At 58.6% G+C, this 17,072-nt stretch carries 20 protein-coding genes; 11 read left to right on the top strand and 9 right to left on the bottom strand.

The features are described from left to right. Positions 1–69: 69 nt before the first annotated feature. The 10 genes from VWY34_RS02700 to VWY34_RS02655 all read left to right on the top strand — a co-directional run bounded on the left by VWY34_RS02700 (position 70) and on the right by VWY34_RS02655 (position 10,418). Positions 70–594: a flagellar basal body-associated FliL family protein gene (locus VWY34_RS02700; protein WP_340547045.1), complete on the top strand. Its 525-nt coding sequence runs from the start codon at positions 70–72 to the stop codon at positions 592–594. Between the two features lie 9 nt (positions 595–603). Next, positions 604–1,068, top strand: a complete 465-nt coding sequence (locus tag VWY34_RS02695; protein ID WP_416534389.1) for a hypothetical protein — start codon at positions 604–606, stop codon at positions 1,066–1,068. Then, positions 1,068–1,715: a hypothetical protein gene (locus VWY34_RS02690; RefSeq protein WP_340547047.1), complete on the top strand. Its 648-nt coding sequence runs from the start codon at positions 1,068–1,070 to the stop codon at positions 1,713–1,715. The genes VWY34_RS02695 and VWY34_RS02690 overlap by 1 nt, the downstream gene beginning before the upstream one ends. Before the next feature lie 77 nt (positions 1,716–1,792). After that, positions 1,793–2,662, top strand: a complete 870-nt coding sequence (gene motA, locus VWY34_RS02685) for a flagellar motor stator protein MotA (RefSeq protein WP_340547048.1) — start codon at positions 1,793–1,795, stop codon at positions 2,660–2,662. Then, on the top strand, positions 2,662–5,118 hold the full coding sequence (locus VWY34_RS02680; protein ID WP_416544166.1) for a hypothetical protein: 2,457 nt from the start codon (positions 2,662–2,664) through the stop codon (positions 5,116–5,118). Before motA ends, VWY34_RS02680 begins: the two co-directional genes overlap by 1 nt. A 139-nt stretch (positions 5,119–5,257) precedes the next feature. After that, on the top strand, positions 5,258–6,058 hold the full coding sequence (locus VWY34_RS02675; protein WP_416542681.1) for a transglycosylase SLT domain-containing protein: 801 nt from the start codon (positions 5,258–5,260) through the stop codon (positions 6,056–6,058). Between the two features lie 73 nt (positions 6,059–6,131). Further along, positions 6,132–8,165, top strand: coding sequence for a flagellar biosynthesis protein FlhA (gene flhA, locus VWY34_RS02670; protein ID WP_416538504.1), 2,034 nt, complete (start codon positions 6,132–6,134; stop codon positions 8,163–8,165). Beyond that, the gene (locus VWY34_RS02665; protein WP_416534386.1) at positions 8,162–8,941 is read left to right on the top strand and encodes a flagellar biosynthetic protein FliR; all 780 of its coding nucleotides are present in this window, start codon (positions 8,162–8,164) and stop codon (positions 8,939–8,941) included. The genes flhA and VWY34_RS02665 overlap by 4 nt, the downstream gene beginning before the upstream one ends. Continuing rightward, complete coding sequence (flhB, locus tag VWY34_RS02660; RefSeq protein WP_416534385.1) at positions 8,938–10,017, top strand: flagellar type III secretion system protein FlhB; 1,080 nt, start codon at positions 8,938–8,940, stop codon at positions 10,015–10,017. The genes VWY34_RS02665 and flhB overlap by 4 nt, the downstream gene beginning before the upstream one ends. Continuing rightward, positions 10,017–10,418 (top strand): hypothetical protein, encoded by a 402-nt coding sequence (locus VWY34_RS02655; RefSeq protein WP_340547053.1) that lies wholly within the window; start codon positions 10,017–10,019, stop codon positions 10,416–10,418. Before flhB ends, VWY34_RS02655 begins: the two co-directional genes overlap by 1 nt. 78 nt (positions 10,419–10,496) lie before the next feature. On the opposite strand, the gene VWY34_RS02650 is transcribed toward VWY34_RS02655, so the two are convergent. Genes VWY34_RS02650 through VWY34_RS02610 form a run of 9 tightly spaced genes read right to left on the bottom strand, consistent with a single transcriptional unit; the run spans position 10,497 to position 15,075 of the window. Then, positions 10,497–10,985: a flagellar basal body-associated FliL family protein gene (locus VWY34_RS02650; RefSeq protein ID WP_340547054.1), complete on the bottom strand. Its 489-nt coding sequence runs from the start codon at positions 10,983–10,985 to the stop codon at positions 10,497–10,499. Positions 10,986–10,994: 9 nt separating this feature from the next. Next, positions 10,995–11,735, bottom strand: a complete 741-nt coding sequence (flgH, locus tag VWY34_RS02645) for a flagellar basal body L-ring protein FlgH (protein ID WP_340547055.1) — start codon at positions 11,733–11,735, stop codon at positions 10,995–10,997. Further along, complete coding sequence (flgA, locus tag VWY34_RS02640; RefSeq protein ID WP_340547056.1) at positions 11,735–12,151, bottom strand: flagellar basal body P-ring formation chaperone FlgA; 417 nt, start codon at positions 12,149–12,151, stop codon at positions 11,735–11,737. Before flgA ends, flgH begins: the two co-directional genes overlap by 1 nt. Continuing rightward, positions 12,151–12,936, bottom strand: coding sequence for a flagellar basal-body rod protein FlgG (gene flgG, locus VWY34_RS02635; protein WP_340547057.1), 786 nt, complete (start codon positions 12,934–12,936; stop codon positions 12,151–12,153). Before flgG ends, flgA begins: the two co-directional genes overlap by 1 nt. 10 nt (positions 12,937–12,946) lie before the next feature. After that, positions 12,947–13,663, bottom strand: a complete 717-nt coding sequence (locus VWY34_RS02630) for a flagellar hook-basal body complex protein (protein WP_416544148.1) — start codon at positions 13,661–13,663, stop codon at positions 12,947–12,949. Further along, complete coding sequence (locus VWY34_RS02625; RefSeq protein WP_340547059.1) at positions 13,663–13,935, bottom strand: flagellar biosynthetic protein FliQ; 273 nt, start codon at positions 13,933–13,935, stop codon at positions 13,663–13,665. The genes VWY34_RS02630 and VWY34_RS02625 overlap by 1 nt, the downstream gene beginning before the upstream one ends. 4 nt (positions 13,936–13,939) lie before the next feature. After that, positions 13,940–14,236 carry a flagellar hook-basal body complex protein FliE gene (gene fliE / locus VWY34_RS02620; protein WP_340547060.1) on the bottom strand — a complete coding sequence of 99 codons (297 nt, stop codon included), beginning with the start codon at positions 14,234–14,236 and terminating at the stop codon, positions 13,940–13,942. Positions 14,237–14,280: 44 nt separating this feature from the next. Next, positions 14,281–14,673, bottom strand: a complete 393-nt coding sequence (flgC, locus tag VWY34_RS02615; protein WP_340547061.1) for a flagellar basal body rod protein FlgC — start codon at positions 14,671–14,673, stop codon at positions 14,281–14,283. A gap of 12 nt (positions 14,674–14,685) precedes the next feature. Further along, entirely contained in the window at positions 14,686–15,075 is a 390-nt protein-coding gene (locus VWY34_RS02610; protein WP_340547062.1) for a FlgB family protein, read from the bottom strand. 88 nt (positions 15,076–15,163) lie between these two features. Here VWY34_RS02610 and VWY34_RS02605 point away from each other — a divergent pair, with 88 nt between their 5' ends. Beyond that, the gene (locus VWY34_RS02605; RefSeq protein WP_340547063.1) at positions 15,164–16,492 is read left to right on the top strand and encodes a FliI/YscN family ATPase; all 1,329 of its coding nucleotides are present in this window, start codon (positions 15,164–15,166) and stop codon (positions 16,490–16,492) included. Positions 16,493–17,072: the final 580 nt, after the last annotated feature.

Here is a 17,072-nt window from a genome sequence, read left to right as displayed (position 1 = left end):
GGATTGCCCTTAACATTCGGTTAGTGTCCGCAAGCTAAGAAGATGAGGCACGACGTATTAGGGATAGTCATGACAGACGCTGTAGTAGACACAGAACAGGACGCCCCGGCCAAGAAGAGCAAGCTGCCCCTTATCATTGGGGTTGTTCTTGCGCTTGCTGGTGCCGGTGGGGGATTCTTCGCTGTCCAGTCAGGCCTTCTTCCCTTTGGTCAGAGCGCAGCCCCAGAAGGGGTGGATGCGACCGAAGTGGCGCCAGAAGGCGTGGACAACGGTGAGACGGCGGAGGATATCGCCAATCTCGCCTTTATCGAAATGGAACCGATTGTGATCACCTTGCGCAAGGCAAGTGGGCTAAAACACCTTCGATTCCGCTCTCAGCTGGAGGTTGATCTCGCCCATCGGGCCGAGGTCGAAAAAATCCTCCCGCGTGTTGTCGATGTTCTCAACAGCTATCTCAGGGCACTGGAACTGGAGGATCTGACCGATCCGATGGCCTTGCCGAAACTGCGCGCACAGATGCTGCGGCGGATCAATATCGCAACCGGCCAGGGCCGGGTGCGTGATCTGCTGATTATGGACTTCGTATTGAACTAGGAGAACGGGATGGAACTGATTGCAGATATCCTGCTTGCGGCCGGGGCCATGGGGGCAGGCTTTTATTGCCTGGTGCTCTCGCGACGGCTGAAGCGTTTCAACGATCTGGAGAAAGGTGTGGGAGGAGCGGTTGCCGTGCTCTCCGCCCAGGTCGATGACCTGAATAAATCACTGCTGGCAGCACGCCATGTATCGGATGGATCTAGCAAGGCCCTGGACCAGCTGACCGGCCGGGCCGAATCGGTTGCACAACGCCTGGAGCTGATGATGGCATCCATGCACGACATGCCCGAAGTTGCGGCGCCTGAGCCTAAGGCACAGGCACCCGAACCCGCAGCTGCCGAAGAAAACGACGCGCTCGCCGCCGCTTATCAAGCCGACGCCGAGCCAGAAGCGGCACCGGAACCTGAGCCTGCAAAACCTGCAGGGCTGATGTTTGTCCGCCACAACCGTTCGCAGGGCCGGGTAGCGTAATGGCCAAGACAGCACAGACCAAAGCCCCGAAGGCAAAACCAAAAAAAGCAACGCGCATGAAGCGGACACGCAGCGGTGCGCTCATGATGCTGGCCTTCTTGCTGATGGGCTCCGCTATTGTGCGCCTCGGGCTGGAGGCAGGACCGGCGATCGCCCGGGAAGTTGCAAACCTGCAAGACGAATCGACTCTGAAGGATGAGCCGAAAGGCACCTTGAACGGTAAGTCGATGCCGTCATCGGCAGAGCTCCAGAACATGCTGGCGGCCTTTCAGGAGCGCGAAGCTGCACTGTCTGCGCGCGAGGCCGAGATTGAAGATCGCATGAAGGCGCTCGAGATCGCAGATGATGCAATCGAACAGAAGCTTGTTGCGCTGGAACAGGCGGAGGAAGAGCTGAAATCGACACTGGCTCTCGCCGATGGTGCAACAGAAGGGGATCTGACGCGTCTGACTGCGGTCTACGAGCAGATGAAACCCAAGGAATCAGCAGCACTGTTTGAGGAAATGGATCCGGCATTTGCAGCTGGTTTCCTCGCGCGCATGCGCCCTGAGGCAGCCGCAGGCATCATGGCCGGGCTCAGCCCGCAGGCAGCCTATACAATCAGCGTGGTCCTGGCGGGGCGCAACGGGTCTGTTCCAAAGGAGTAAGCAAGCGCTGCTCCTCAGGCTTTTTTAACGTGAATCGCCTAAACTTGTAGAAACAAACGAAATTCGGAGTGGACCTAATGCTCGGTATTGTAGGCATCGTGGTTATCTTTGTCATGGTGTTCGGGGGATATCTCCTGGCCGGTGGTAAGATGACAATCATCATCAAGGCCCTGCCGTTTGAATTCATGATGATCGGCGGCGCCGGTATCGGGGCCTTTCTGATCAGCAATGACATCGGCGGCGTGAAACACACGCTGAAGGACATGGGCAAAGTGTTCAAGGGTCCCAAGTGGAAGGCCGACGACTATCGCGATCTTCTGTGTCTCTTGTTCTCTCTGATCCGGATCGCGCGGGCCAATCCCGTTGAGGTCGAACAACATATCGAGGATCCCGAGAACTCATCGGTCTTCAACCGGTATCCCAAGATTCTCGCCGACAAAGAGGCGGTGAACCTGATCAGTGATACCATGCGGTCCGCCTCGATGAACTATGACGACCCCCATCAGGTGGAAGAGGTTCTGGAAAAGCGCATCGAGGCAAATCTTCATCACGCGCTGCATTCCAGCCATGCGCTTCAGACACTTGCAGACGGGCTGCCCGCGCTTGGGATTGTTGCGGCGGTTCTCGGGATCATCAAGACGATGGGCTCGATCGACCAGCCCCCGGAAGTCCTGGGTAAGCTGATTGGTGGCGCGCTTGTCGGGACATTCCTTGGCGTTTTCCTGGCCTACGGTCTGGTTGGCCCCTTCGCCGGTAAGGTGAAGTCGGTAACCGAGGAAGATGCGCATTTCTACTCCCTCATCCGAGAAGTTCTGGTGGCAAATCTGCACAATCATGCCGCAGCGATCTGCATCGAAGTCGGACGTCAGAACACCCCGTCGCATATTCGCCCCGGCTTCTCTGAGCTGGAAGACGCGTTGAAGTCGGTGAAACAGGACGCAGCATGATGTGGCGCGCGCTGACCCTTGCAGCATTTACCCTGGCTGCGGCATCTGTGGATGCCCAGACGGTGGTCGCCCGTTCGGGAGAGCATGACGGGTTTTCCCGGCTGGTCATGCGGCTTCCAAATGGCGCGCCATGGTCGCTGCGTCAGTCAGGCCAATCGGCGCAGGTGGTCATTGAAACGCCAACAGTGGTGTTTGATACATCCCGAATCTTCGACCTTATTCCGCGGACGCGCCTGCAATCTGTGTCGCAGGCCGGTCCCGGACAACCGCTGAACCTACAGCTTGGTTGCGCATGTGAGGTGACCTCCTTCGTGCAGAAGGACGGGTATCTGGTGATCGATATCGCCGATGGCCCCGCCGGGGCCGAGCGGCGTGTCATCGCAGGCTCGCCCTTGCCTCTGTTGCCCGGCACGTTCAACAGCGCAGGCTATCGCTTCAATCTAGCGGCGCGCGCCGCTGCTGATGCACGCGCCGCACTCGATCTGGCCGGCGTCACGTCCGGCAGCTCCGACCGGCCCAATCCGGTACAGCGCCTCCCCGTGGCTGTGGCGGACGCCCCATCAGCTGTGGTGCTGCCCCTTAATCTGAACCGGACACCCCGCACAAACACTGAAGCAAATCCTGCCGGGGGCACAAGTGTTGCCGCCGCGCCAGCCCCGGAACCAACACCGGTCCCGGTACAGGTTGATACCGATATGCTGCTCGACCTGTCAGAAACGGAGCGCGCAGCCACAGTCAACGAATCTGAACAGCGGCTGTTGCAACAGATCAGCCGGGCAACCAATCAGGGCCTGCTGGAGCTTGTTGGTGTAGAAGTTCACGATGGTCCCGCCGGACATATCCTTGACCCGCTGAGCAGCCGTGATCGCCCTCTTAATCCGCTGGACCAGATCTCTGTCACGTCCTCCGTGGATCGCGAAACCGGCCTGGTTGCGCGCCGCTCGGGCGATTCCAATCAGCCGACACACTGCTTGTCGAGCACACAGCTTGCCATCCATGAATGGGGCACTGATGAGCCATTCTCTGACCAGATATCACCGCTTCGGGCTGAACTGGTGCGTGAATTCGACGATGTCGATCCGGCTGCCGTCCTAACCCTGGCGCGGGCCTATCTCTTTTTCGGGTTCGGTGCTGAGGCACAGGCGATCTTGCGTATGATGCCGTCTGGCGCAGCGGAACATGATGATGCCGTCGCGCTAACCGCGATGGGGGCTGTGCTGGACGGTCAGGACCTTGGCGTAAACCACGCCTTCGCCGGGCAACAGGTCTGCGACAGCGAAGTGGCGCTCTGGGCAGCGCTGGCCGATGGCACGATCAAGAAAAACGCAAAGACGGATGCAATCCAGCAGGCCTTTGCCAAGCTGCCACCACATTTGCGGGTCCAGGTCGGCCCGCGGGTCAGCACGCTTTTTGCAAAGGCCGGTGACCCTCATCTGGCGGGCGCCACGCTGCGTTCGGTTGATCGTACCGGCGTCGACCACGTGCCCGAAATCAATCTGGCCGAAGCCGAAATCGCCAAATTGGAAGGTGACGTCGAAACCGTGGCTCAGGAGCTGACGGAGGAGGTCGCGGAGCGGACGGAAAACGCCCCCCGTGCCTTGATTGAGCTGATTGATCTCAGCTTTGCCGAGCGCTCTGCGCTGTCGCCGGATGTCCCGGATCTTGCCGCGTCCTATGAGGTCGAGAATCGCGATAGCCCACTGGGAATGGACTTGCGCCGCGCCGTGGTCTCGGCATTGGCCCTGACCGGCCAGTTCCATGACAGCTTCAATGAATTGGATGCCTTGAGCAGACGTGATGGTCCTGCGGCGCGCACTGCCGCGCTGGAACCGCTTCTGACATTGCTGACGGAACGCGCAGATGATGTGACATTCCTGCAGTATGCGCTGGTCATTGCGGCCAATGGTACCCCGGCCGAGGTAGCTCCGATTGCCGATATCGTGGCTCAGCGGCTGCTTGATCTCGGGTTTGCACAGCAGGCACAGTCGATCCTGAAGAAGCTCGCCATGGAACCCGGCAACGCCAAACGACGCCTGCTTCTGGCCAAGGCAGCACTCGCGATGGACAAACCGCACTCCGCGCTGGTGGAGCTGATGGGGCTGTCCGGGTCTGAAGCAAATAAGCTGCGCGCCGAAGCGCTGTGGCGAAACGGTGAATATGCAAGAGCTGGCGAATATCTTCTTGAAGAAGACGAAGAGGATGCGGCGGCGCGCGGTTTCTGGCACTCGGAAGATCGCGAGAATCTTGCAACCATTGATGCTGATGTTGCGCAGCAGTTTGGCGGAGTCGCGAGGGTGACGACACAGATCGAAGAAACTGCAAAAGAACCAAGTGGTTTGCCGCCCCTAGCTCATGCGAGGGCCCTGGTCGAAAGCAGCGAGGGAACACGCGGCGGTATTGCCGATCTGCTGCAGAAGGTGACGCGGCAGCCAGAGCTTTCCGAAGACGGATCATAGCTGACAACGATCTTTTCTGCCACGCTGACAGATACCAGGACCGCCTCACCGGCGGTCTTGGCGCATCTGATGATAACGGTTTGTCAATGCTCTGGTCTTAGGCTCGGACTTAGGGTGAATCCTCATTTGGACAGGCAGAATGCCGAAATTGAGCTTTCTTTTCAGACAACAGCGGCGATGTGCCCGCTGCACAGTCAGTTTGCCAGTATGGCCTGCGCTTTTTTGTGCGGCGCTGGGGCTATTGGTGTTTTTGAAACCGCAGACCGGACATGCGTCCTCACCGCAGGTTTCGGCGTTATGTGATCTCGCCGCACGGCGCGCGGCACGTGATCAGGGCGTGCCACTGGACGTTCTGCGCGCGATTACCAGAACGGAAACCGGTCGTGGCGGCAAACAAGGGCTTCAGCCATGGCCGTGGACGGTCAATATGGAAGGCGCCGGTAAGTGGTTTCAGACCGAAGATGAGGCGAGAGCCTATGTCTTCTCGCACTTCAAGCGCGGCGCGCGCAGCTTTGATGTCGGGTGTTTCCAGATCAACTTCAAATGGCATGGTCAGGCGTTCGACTCGATTGACCAAATGTTCGATCCACTTGCCAATGCGCAATATGCGGCGCGCTTCCTGCGCGAACTGCATGATGAATTCGGCGATTGGTCCCAGGCGGCCGGCGCCTATCACTCGCGCACGCCGACCTATGCAAATCGCTATACAGCACGTTTCGATCGCGTTCGGGCTGATCTGAAGCCAGTCGAGACCGTTGCCGCGCTGCCGGTGGAGCGCAAACGGGCCACCTTCTCTGCCCCGCAACCGCTCGCCATGCTTCACAATCCCTCACCGCTGATCACCCAAGGCGCAGCGCCCTCCGGCGCAGCTCGATTGGGCTCACTGGTCCCATTAACGGGCAGCGGCGCATCCGCGCAGGCTCTCATCGTACTGAAATAAGGGCTGAATTTCCGTGCCAAATATTGATATACAAAAACTGTTCAGCCCCACCGTGCTGCTCGCACTCGCGCTGATGGCGATTATCGTGATGATGATTCTGCCGATGCCAGCCTGGGTTCTGGATATCGGTCTCGCGGCTTCCTTCGGGCTTGCGATCCTGATTTTCACAATCACCTTGTTTATCGAGCGGCCTCTGGATTTCTCATCATTCCCGACGATCCTGCTGGCCTCTCTGATGCTGCGGTTGTCGCTGAATGTGTCTTCGACAAAACTGATTATCGGTCAGGGCCATACCGGCACCGATGCCGCAGGCGGGGTGATCGAGGGATTCGCCCAGTTCGTCATGGGGGGCAGTGTATTCCTTGGCCTCGTTGTCTTTGGGGTGCTGTTGATCGTGAACTTCATGGTCATTACCAAAGGTGCAGCGCGGATGGCCGAGGTCGGCGCCCGCTTTGCACTGGACGGGATGCCAGGCAAGCAGCTGGCAATCGACAGCGACATGTCGGCCGGCGCCATTGACCACGCCACAGCGCGCGAGCGTCGCGAGGTGGAACAACGCGAAACAACATTCTTCGGCTCTCTGGACGGTGCGTCCAAATTTGTAAAAGGCGACGCAATCGCCGGCCTGCTGATCACCCTGTTGAACCTGATCATGGGCCTGATCATGGGCGTGCTTGTTCACGACATGCCGGTTGTTTCCGCATTTGAAACCTATGCGATCCTGACGGTTGGCGATGGTCTGGTATCTCAGATCCCCTCGGTCATCATCTCGATTGCGGCAGCTCTCTTGCTGGCCCGCGGCGGTGCGACGGGCTCGACCGATATCGCGCTGGCCGATCAGCTGGGCAAACATCCGGCCGCTCTGGCAACCGTTGCCGTGCTCATGTCGCTGTTTGCGCTGGTTCCGGGTCTGCCGTTTATCCCCTTCATGGTGGGGGGCGCTGTACTGGGATACACCGCATATAAGATGAGCAAGAACATGAAGGACCGCGAAGAAGCGGATATGGACGAGCGGATCGAAGAAGTCATGGAGCCGAAGGAAAACCGGGCGCTGGGTGACATCCTCGATCTGGACGACCTGCACCTGGAATTCGCACCGGATCTGGTGAGCATGGTTCTGGATGCCGGGACCGGGCTGGATGCCCGCATTGCCAATATGCGGACGCATGTGGCAACCACCTTTGGGCTTATCCTGCCGGAGATCCGCCTGACGGATGAGCCTGAGCTGATGACCGGCACCTATGTGATCAAAGTGCAAGGGGTGGAACAAGTGCGCGGCATTCTGCATCCCGAAATGGTGCTCGCGTTGATGCCCGACAATCACGCAGCCCTGCCGCCCGGCACCGATGTGACAGAACCTGTCTATGGTGCACCTGCGCGTTGGATATCTTCGAAGAGCCAGGAAGATGCAGCGCTCTCAGGCGCCACAATCGTCACCGCACCGGAAATTCTGGCCACCCATTTGCTGGAAGTGATCAAGCAGAACTTCCCGCGTCTGCTGACGCTGAAATCCCTGCGCCGTCTGCTGAACGAAATGACCGAGCTGACAGATGATTTCCGCGCCGAGGCAAATCGCAAACTGCTGGACGAACTGGTGCCGGACAAGGTGCCGATGGACACGTTGCACAGCGTCTTGCGTCTGCTTCTGGAGGAGCGGGTGTCCATCCGCAACATGCCTCTCATTCTCGAATCGATTGCCGAGGCACGCCTCCATACCAACCAGCCCGAGATCATCTGTGAGCATGTGCGCCAACGTCTCGGTTTCCAGCTGGTTGGTGAGATGAAGCGCGAGGATGGGACCATTCCGCTGATCCAGCTGGCCCCGGAATGGGAAGAGACCTTCTCTACCTACCAGATCGACGCTCAGGGTGGCGCCGTCGATATCGCGCTGCCGCCGGATCAGTTCAACCGACTGGCCGAGGGGTTGAGCGACCGACTGAACAGCACGACAGAACAGGGCGTTTTTGCAGCGGTTGTCACCTCGACCCGGCGTCGTCGATACCTGCGGACAATCCTGAAATCACGCGGCATCCTCAATCCGGTTTTGTCTTTCGAGGAAATCGGACTTGAGGCCAGACCTGCCCTGGTAGGCATGGTTCCAGCATGAGCATTGGCTTTCTGCCGCCTGAGCTGGTCGCCCTTCTGGGCGCCGGCTTTTGGCATGGGGCCATCGTCTTTCTGCGGGTTGCGGCCATGGTGTCCGTACTACCCGCCTTTGGCGAAAAATATGTCCCGGTGCGGATCAAACTGGCCATTTCGCTGGCGTTCACATTTATCGTGGCGCCGGCCTTGCCGTTGCTGCCAGAACCGGCCAGCCCGCTGCATTACGCCAGTCTCGCGCTGAGTGAAGCCGTTGTTGGTCTGGCCCTCGGGGTCGCAATCCGCATGTTTGTTCATGCAATCCAGATCGCCGGAACAATTGCCGCGCAGTCGACGTCTCTCGCACAGGTTCTGGGCGGTATCGGTGCCGAGCCAATGCCCGCTATTGGCGCCGTCCTGTTGATCTCGGGATTGGCGCTGGCGGTCATGTTGGGTCTTCATATCCGTGTGGCTGAATTCATAATCTACAGCTACATGATGTTCCCGGTGGGTGAATTCCCGGCGGCATCCGGCCTGTCGGATTGGGGTGTACACCGTGTTTCGCGCGCCTTTGCGATGGGGTTCTCTCTCGCTGCACCGTTCCTGATCGGCTCGATGGTCTACAATCTGACACTGGGTGTCATCAACCGCGCCATGCCCGCGCTGATGGTGGCCTTTGTCGGTGCGCCGGTGGTTACCTTCGGAGGTCTCGCAATCCTGATGGTTGCCAGCCCGATGATCTTGGATATCTGGAGCACCGCGCTTATGAGCTTCTTTGCCAATCCGGGTGAGGGGATGCCATGAGCGACGACGACTCAGACAAGTCATATGAACCAACACCGCAGAAGCTTGAGAAAGCTCGGAAAAAAGGTGAAGTTCCAAAATCTACCGACCTGTCGGTGGCGGCGTCCTATCTCGGGCTGATCATCGCGATTTACGTGTCGGGGGCAGACGTTGTCGCCGAAATCGGCACAATATTGATGTCATTTCTCGATCAACCCGACCGGCTGGCAGAATTATTCTTCAACGGCGCCGGCACCGTGCCGGTTGGCGGGATCATGATGGCTGTCGGGACCTCAAGTCTGCCGATCTTTATCGTCCCTATGGCCGCTGTTTTCCTGTCCATTGTCGCCCAGCGGGCCCTGGTTTTTGCTCCCAGCAAGCTGGAGCCAAAACTCTCAAAGATCTCGATCATTTCCAACGCCAAGAATAAATTCGGGCGTTCGGGCCTTTTCGAGTTCTTCAAGAGCACCGTAAAGCTGATCCTCTACTCGGTCTGCATGGGTGTCTACCTGAACTATCGGCTGCCGGATATGATCGCGTCTTCTGCCACCGGTGCTTTTGTCGTCGTGATGATGATGGCGCAGCTGGCATTGGAGTTTCTCATCCTCGCGCTGATCATCGCGCTGGGTATTGGTGTCATCGATGCCGCGTTTCAGCAGGCAGAGCACAATCGGAAAAACATGATGTCCCGCCAGGAAATCATGGACGAAAGCAAAGAGTCCGAAGGCGACCCGCATCTAAAGGGCGCCCGCCGACAAAAGGCCCATCAGATTGCCATGGGCCAAGGCGTCGCAGATGTGGCAAAGGCAGATGTCGTTATCGTCAACCCGACTCATTACGCTGTCGCATTGAAATGGGACCGCGCACCAGGACAGGCGCCTGTCTGTGTGGCCAAGGGGGTGGATGAAGTCGCTGCTATCATTCGCGAAGTTGCCAATGAGAATGGTGTCCCGATCCATAGCGATCCGCCGACCGCGCGCGCCCTGCATGCCGCGGTTCAGATCGGCGAGGAAATTCACGAAGAGCATTATGCGCCGGTTGCCGCCGCGATCCGCTTTGCGGAGAACATGCGCCAACGGGCCAAGGGGATGGTGTGATGAAGCAGAAAATGCTCGATCAAATGGCCGATGTGACCGAAGCCCTGTATCTGCAGGAACATGCCAAGGTAAAGCCGGTTCTGGATGCGGAAGCCCGGGTGCGCGGCCAGCTGACTAAGCTGGACCAGCAGATCAAAGACAGCCGCGATCTGGCCAGCTCCGACCATGCAATGAAAGCGCTTGGTGCCGATCTTCTGTGGCAAGGCTGGCATACCCGCGCCCGTCGAGAGTTGAATATGGAACTGGCGCAGATCACGGCACAGAAACTGCGGGCAATGGACAATCTGCGCAAGGCATTCGGTCGCAAACACGCGGTGGAGACAATGGCAATCGAAGAGCGCCTGAGGGTCAAGAAAGACAAGGCGCAAAAACTGCACAATCGCCTGATGAATATGGACTGAGCCACCTGACACAGGATGGCATCCAAGAGAAAGGCCGGTTCAAATGAACCGGCCTTTCTCTTTTCGGCAGTGCATTGGTCAGACGTCTTGTCGCGACATCTCTACAATCAGGACGTCATAGATATCTTTGCCCAGTTGTTTCTGCGCGGCCTCACGCAGCGCGGTCCGCAGCGGTGTCAACATGTCGGATCGGGTGAAGGCCCCGCGAAAGCCACCCATATTGGCATGATCGAACAGAACCTGCAGAAAGATATCCCGCAACTTGGGTTCATAAGCGTGGATCTTCTCGTTCATGCCAGCCTTGGTTTCCAGGCTGAGCGACACCACCACCAGCGAGGACAGCTGTTCGCGCTCGACAACGGGAACCACGAACTGGTTCGCCATCTTGATGTATTCGCGCTGCTCTTCCTCATCACCCGGCAGCTCCGGAGTGATCTCCTCGGCATGTTCGCCGCTATCCTCAGCGTGGTCTTCTGGGGCCGGTGCCGGAGCCATCATGATCCCGGCGCCGATACCTCCGGCAGTTCCGACCAGCAGTAGAATGACAGGCAGTAGTTTTGACAGCATGTGCAGGCCTCAGAATGGCAGGATCACGTCCAGCACCTGCTGGCCGTAACGCGGTTGTTGGACATCAGTGATCTGGCCGCGGCCACCATATGAGACCCGCGCGGACGCGATCTTGTCGTAGGTGATCTCATTTTGACGGCTGATATCGTCGGGGCGGACATAACCGGTCACCAGCAATTCGCGCATCTCAAAGTTGACGCGCAGCTCCTGCGTACCGTTGATGGAGAGAACACCGTTCGGCAGGACATCGACCACAGTCGCGGCAACCCGCAGTTCCAGTTTCTCGCTCCGTTTCACGGACCCTTTGCCACCCGAGCTGCTGCTGCTGCCGATATCGACGGCATCAGCCATCGTGGCACCGTCCGGCAATTTCCGGTCAATCCGCTGCGGCAGGCCCAGCAGCTGCGGCAGCGCCAGGCTCTCGGACCCGGAGCGGGACCGTTTGGTGTCGTTTGAAATTTCGGCCTCTTCGTCAATCTCGATGACGACCGTCAGGATATCGCCCCGTTTGGTTGCCCGCCGATCCCCAAGCAGCGACTGACGCGAGCCGCTCCAGAGCGAGGCCTGGTCGACCGGACGCTGTGTCTGGGTATCGACCGGCAGCCCCTGAAACAGCATGGCGACATGCTCGGGCGATTCATTTGCCGGGCTGAACGTGGGAGGCTTGCCAACATGGTCGAGCCGTCCGCAGGCGCTGAGCATGATCACACCAGCAAGGGCGGATTTTGCCAAATAAATTCTATTTTTCATCAGTTTACCTCAACTGTTCCATCTGCGGCGATCCGCCCGCTGATAGTTGTGCGTGACGACAAATTCATGACACGTATGGCCTCTCCATCTGCGCCACGGCCAAGCGAGCGGCCCTCGGCGAGGATGGTAAGTCCACCACGTTTGAAACGAATGGTGACCAGATCATTGCGGTCGACGATGGCCGGAGGCCCGACATCACCGGGACGCATCGGCCGCCCCGCATAGAGTGCCACGCGCGCCTCCTGCCCGATCACGAGAGCAGGATCTGAGATCGCGCCCAGCACCTCGGCCTGTTTCAGAACCAGATCCTCGGCCGTCACGATTTCCTTGGCGCGGATGGTGCGCACGGGGACCAGTATATCGGCCCAGACAGGTTGGGCGCAGAGCAGCATCATAATGGCGAGGATCGGTTTCATCAGCGGACCTGTGTGGTTGCGCCCATCATCTGATCGACGGCAGAGATGACCTTGGCATTCATTTCATAGCCGCGCTGCGCTTCGATCAGCTCGGTGACCTCGCGCACGGCATCGACGGAACTGGCCTCCAGGTAGCCCTGGCGCAGAGTACCAAGACCATTCTCGCCGGGCGTCGCCACGCTGGCTGCGCCGGAGGCTTCGGTTTCGACAAAGAGGTTGCTGCCCAGCGCTTCGAGACCCTTGGGATTGGAGAAGCCGGCAAGTGTCAGCTGTCCCATCAACTGACCTTCGGCGGCCTCGTCGAAATAGGCATAGACCTCGCCCTCGGCATTGATCGACACATTGCGTGCATCGGTCGGGATGGTGATATCCGGCGACACGGTGAACCCGTCGGAGGTGACAATCAACCCTTCGGCCGACCGTTTGAGCGCGCCATCACGGGTGTAGGCGGATTGGCCGGACGGCAGGGTAACCTCCAGATAGCCCTTCCCGTCAATTGCGACGTCCAGATCGTTGCCGGTCTGGGTCAGGGCACCCTGGGCCAGGTGAATGGAAATCGCCGAGGCACGCACACCAAGACCGACCTGCACACCGGTTGGCAGCACGGTTCCATCAGAGGCATTTACCGTGCCGGCCCGCGTCACCTGCTGATAGTGCAGGTCCGCAAACTCCGCACGCCGTGCGTTGTAACCAGTAGTATTCATATTGGCGAGGTTGTTCGAAATCGTCTCTACACGCAGTTGCTGCGCGGTCATTCCGGTTGCGGCGATCTTGAGGGCGCGCATGGGGGTACTCCTACGACTTAGTCAGGTTTTTGATGGCGTTGCGGACACGTTCGTGTTCGGTCTCAAGAAAGCTCTGGCCCATTTCATAGGCACGCTGAATCTCGACCATGCGGGCCAGCTGAGAGATGGCATTGACGTTGGAGCCTTCGAGAAAGCCCTGAAGCACGCGCGATTCTCCGGCCACTTCGATTTCTCCATCAACACGGAACATAACCCCGTCTTCACGGACCATCTGGTAATTCTCTTCCGGCTTGAAAATGCCGATCTGTCCAAGGGCGCGACCGTCCGCGCTCAGCGTGCCATCGGCGCCGAATTTGATCGACTTGGCATCCCCCGGAATGAAGACCGGCGCCCGGCCCGCATCCAGAACCCGATGGCCATCCATAGTGACGAGATCGCCTTCGGCGTTGGTTGAAAACGCCCCCGACCGGGTCAGGCGCTCACCCATCGGAGTTTCGACCATGAAGTAACCGTCGCCTTCAATAGCGAGATCGAGGTCACCGCCGGATTGGGTCAGCGCCCCCTGTGCCATGGAGGTGTTACGGATGTTGGCCCGCCCCATCGACAGGGATTCCTGGCCGGGGGCAGACTGGATGAACTCCGAGAAGATCAAGCCTTCAGCCCGGTAGCCGGTGGTGGCGGAATTGGCGATATTGTTTGCCACAACACGCATTTCGCGCATCAGACCGGATTGGCGGGACAAGGTGGTGTAACCGGTGTCTCCCATTACAGACCTCCTGAAATCAGCGGCACAACGTGCCCATCAAAAAAGGCGACCAGGGTTTGCGTCATGAACCCCATGGTCATCCAGAAAACGACAAGAATGGCGGTAAGCTTCGGGACAAAGGTCAGGGTCATTTCCTGCACCGATGTCAGAGCCTGAAACAGGCCGATCGCGAGGCCGACGACCAGCGCGACCAGCAGAACCGGCGTCGACATCATGACCGCAGCCCAGAGAGCCTGGCGCAGAGTGTCGTAGAAAAGCCCTTCGCTCATCATCGGCTTACACCGGCATCCGCAGGATTTCCTGATAGGCTTCGACGACCTTGTTGCGCACGGTCACTGCGGTTTCCACGGCAAGCTCCGTCTGTGCCAGTGCCTGTACCAGGGCATGCGGATCGCCGTTGCCGGTCATGGCGGTGACCGAGACCTGCTCGCTTTGTTGGAGCGTGCCGGCAAATTCCTCAAAGCTGGCCTTGATCCGGGCTTCGGCGCTTGTTGGCGCGTGCTCGGGGTCAACTTTGGTTGCGGGACGCGCTGCGGCATAGCCGTTTGTGGCGGAAAGACTGCGAATATCCATTCTGGATCTCCAAGTATGTCAGTGTGTTTCAGAAAATTTCGATGTTATCTGCGCAGCAGTTCCATCAGCGAGGACGACATCTGCCGCCCCTGTTCGAACATCTTGAGGTTGGCCTCGTAGCTGCGCTGAGCTTCACGGGCGTCGGCAATCTCGATCATCAGATCGACGTTGGACCCTTCGTAATGACCGCTGTCGTCAGCCAGCGGATGCGAGGGATCGAAGATCTGCTCCAGGTCTGACCGGTCCAGACGCACCGGACCAACTTCGACCTTCTCGACATCCGTGCGCAGATCGCGCACCGCTTCGAACGGGACGGTCTTCCGGCGATAACCGGGCGTGTCCGCATTGGAAATATTCTCCGACACGTGGCGCAGACGGCTTGCCTGTGCCTTCAGTGCGCTTGCGGAAACGGAAAGGGACTTGGAAAATTCGCTCATGATCTAACCTCCTCAGTTCCGGCCAAGGCTGCTGCGCAAAACGTTCATCGACGATTTGTATATCGCCAAAGCACGATCATGCTGCCGCTTCACCTCGACCCCTTTCAGGATTTCGGTTTCGATCGAGACGGAATTATCGTTGGGGTCAGTGCTGTTGTTGGTCTGGGTCACAGCCCAGTCCATCCCATTGCCTGAGGCACCGTTCAGATGGTTGGAGCGGCTGGCGATCATGTCGCCGGGGCGCGAACCCTGAGCGTATACCTCTTTGAAAGGCTTGATATCCTTGGCATGGTAGCCTGGCGTGTCGGCATTGGCGATGTTCTGTGACACCAATGCCTGGCGCTTCCCTGCATGGGTCGCCATTGAGTAGGCAATCTTAAAGACGTTCAGTTCTTTAAACACCGGGGCTTCTCCCTCGATCAATTTCAATCAAGGCTTAACCCCAATTCCTTTAGAAATTGTTTTCAGGAACAGTTGGAGACACCAGAACATGATCTCAGCCATCAACGCATTGACTCAGGATTTGGCGAACAAAAGACTGTCTTCGGCGGTGGGTCGGGTGTCGGAAATATCAGGTGGTGCAATCACGGTATCGGGGTTGAACGGCCAGGCACGTATCGGTGACCGCCTGATTCTGCGGAGAGCCGGAAGCGACCCGTTGCAGGGCGAGGTCATGAGGATTTCTGGCAGTGAAGTCAGCATGTTACCTGATACAGCGCCAGATCGCGTGGCGATTGGCGATGCTGTACTTCTGCATCCGACGCCGGATTTTGCGCCCTCTGACAGCTGGATCGGCCGGGTGATTGATCCCTTTGGTGCAGCATTGGACGGACGTCCTCTCATGCGCGGCGAAGCCACGCGGGATCTGATGGCTTCTCCGCCCAAAGCCGCCTCACGTCGCCCGATGGGAGAACGACTCGCCACTGGGCTGGCGGTGTTCAATACGATTCTGCCGATTGTCAAAGGTCAGCGTGTCGGACTTTTTGCCGGATCCGGCGTGGGGAAATCCACGCTGCTGTCAACATTGGCGCAGAATATGGAAGCTGATGTGGTTGTTATTGCGCTCATTGGCGAGCGCGGACGTGAGGTCAACCACTTCGTCAAGGACGTGCTGGGTGCCGAGGGGATGAAGCGTGCGGTGGTCGTCGCGGCCACATCGGATCAGTCGGCGCTGGTTCGCCGTCGCTGCGCCTGGTCGGCTATGGCGGTTGCTGAACACTTTCGCGACCAGGGGAAAAATGTCTTGTTTCTGGCAGATTCGGTGACCCGGTTTGCCGAGGCACATAGAGAAATTGCCGTTTCATCCGGCGAGGCTCCGGCACTGCGTGGATACCCGCCTTCGGTCACTCCGCTGATCACCGGCCTCTGCGAACGAGCCGGTCCTGGGAACGAGAATCAGGGGGATATCACAGCTATTTTCAGTGTTCTGGTTGCAGGCTCCGATATGGATGAGCCGATTGCAGATATTTTGCGAGGCGTCCTTGATGGTCACATCGTGCTCAACCGCGAAATCGCGGAGCGGGGGCGGTTTCCGGCTGTCGACGTTTCGCGTTCCGTCTCCCGTAGCCTGCCGGCCGCTGCATCGCCTGACGAGAATGCAGCGATTCTGGATGTTCGCAAATACCTGGGCGCCTATGAGCAATCCGAAGTTATGATTCGCGCAGGCCTTTACTCCGAGGGCAACGACGTCACGCTTGATCAGGCCGTAAAGCTCTGGCCTGAGTTGGATTCCTTTTTCGGTAGAGCAGACCCGGAAGGGATACAGAGCAGTTTCAACCGCCTGATGCTGATGATGCGACGCGCCGTGGCGATCCGATAGGGCAATCTTGTACCCCGGTTTCTATCGACGGACGCCAGCAGTACGACCGCATAGTCAAGACGACGTCCTGCGAGCAGATGCAGATTGTGAGCAGACTGACGTATGGAGAGGTTTGTGATCCGCACAGGCCGCGCCGGGTTCTGACGGGACGGAGCAGCAGCTTCTCCAGCCAGTTGAAAACTGCGCCAATGCCCCTCATGTCAGGGATATCGAACCTGCTTCAGACGCCGCGCACGGTCCAGAACAGGGCGCATAGCTATCCTGTGTGCACGCGCTCCAACCAGAGATCTATCCAAGGCGAAGTGATCAGCATCACAGCAATCTGTCGCAGATGAAAGGCCGCCGACATCTGCCATATCGATCAAGCATTTGGTAAAATGCGCCCCGCCGCTACAGATAAGAATGGCGACATTGAGGTGGTCTGGGCGGGCCGCTGCACCACGCAAGTGATCTCATTGATGCTGATGCCGTTAGATGCTGCGTCTGCCAATCGATCCGAGGGACGAGCAATTCGCTCTGAGCCAGCGGATCTGATTGGGATGTCCACCGTTTGACTGGGGTGTCTGCCGTTATCACGATA

The sequence above is a fragment of the Phaeobacter sp. JH20_02 genome (assembly GCF_048056915.1).
Taxonomy (GTDB): Bacteria; Pseudomonadota; Alphaproteobacteria; order Rhodobacterales; family Rhodobacteraceae; genus Phaeobacter; species Phaeobacter bryozoorum.
This window is presented reverse-complemented; position numbering and strand designations above follow the sequence as displayed.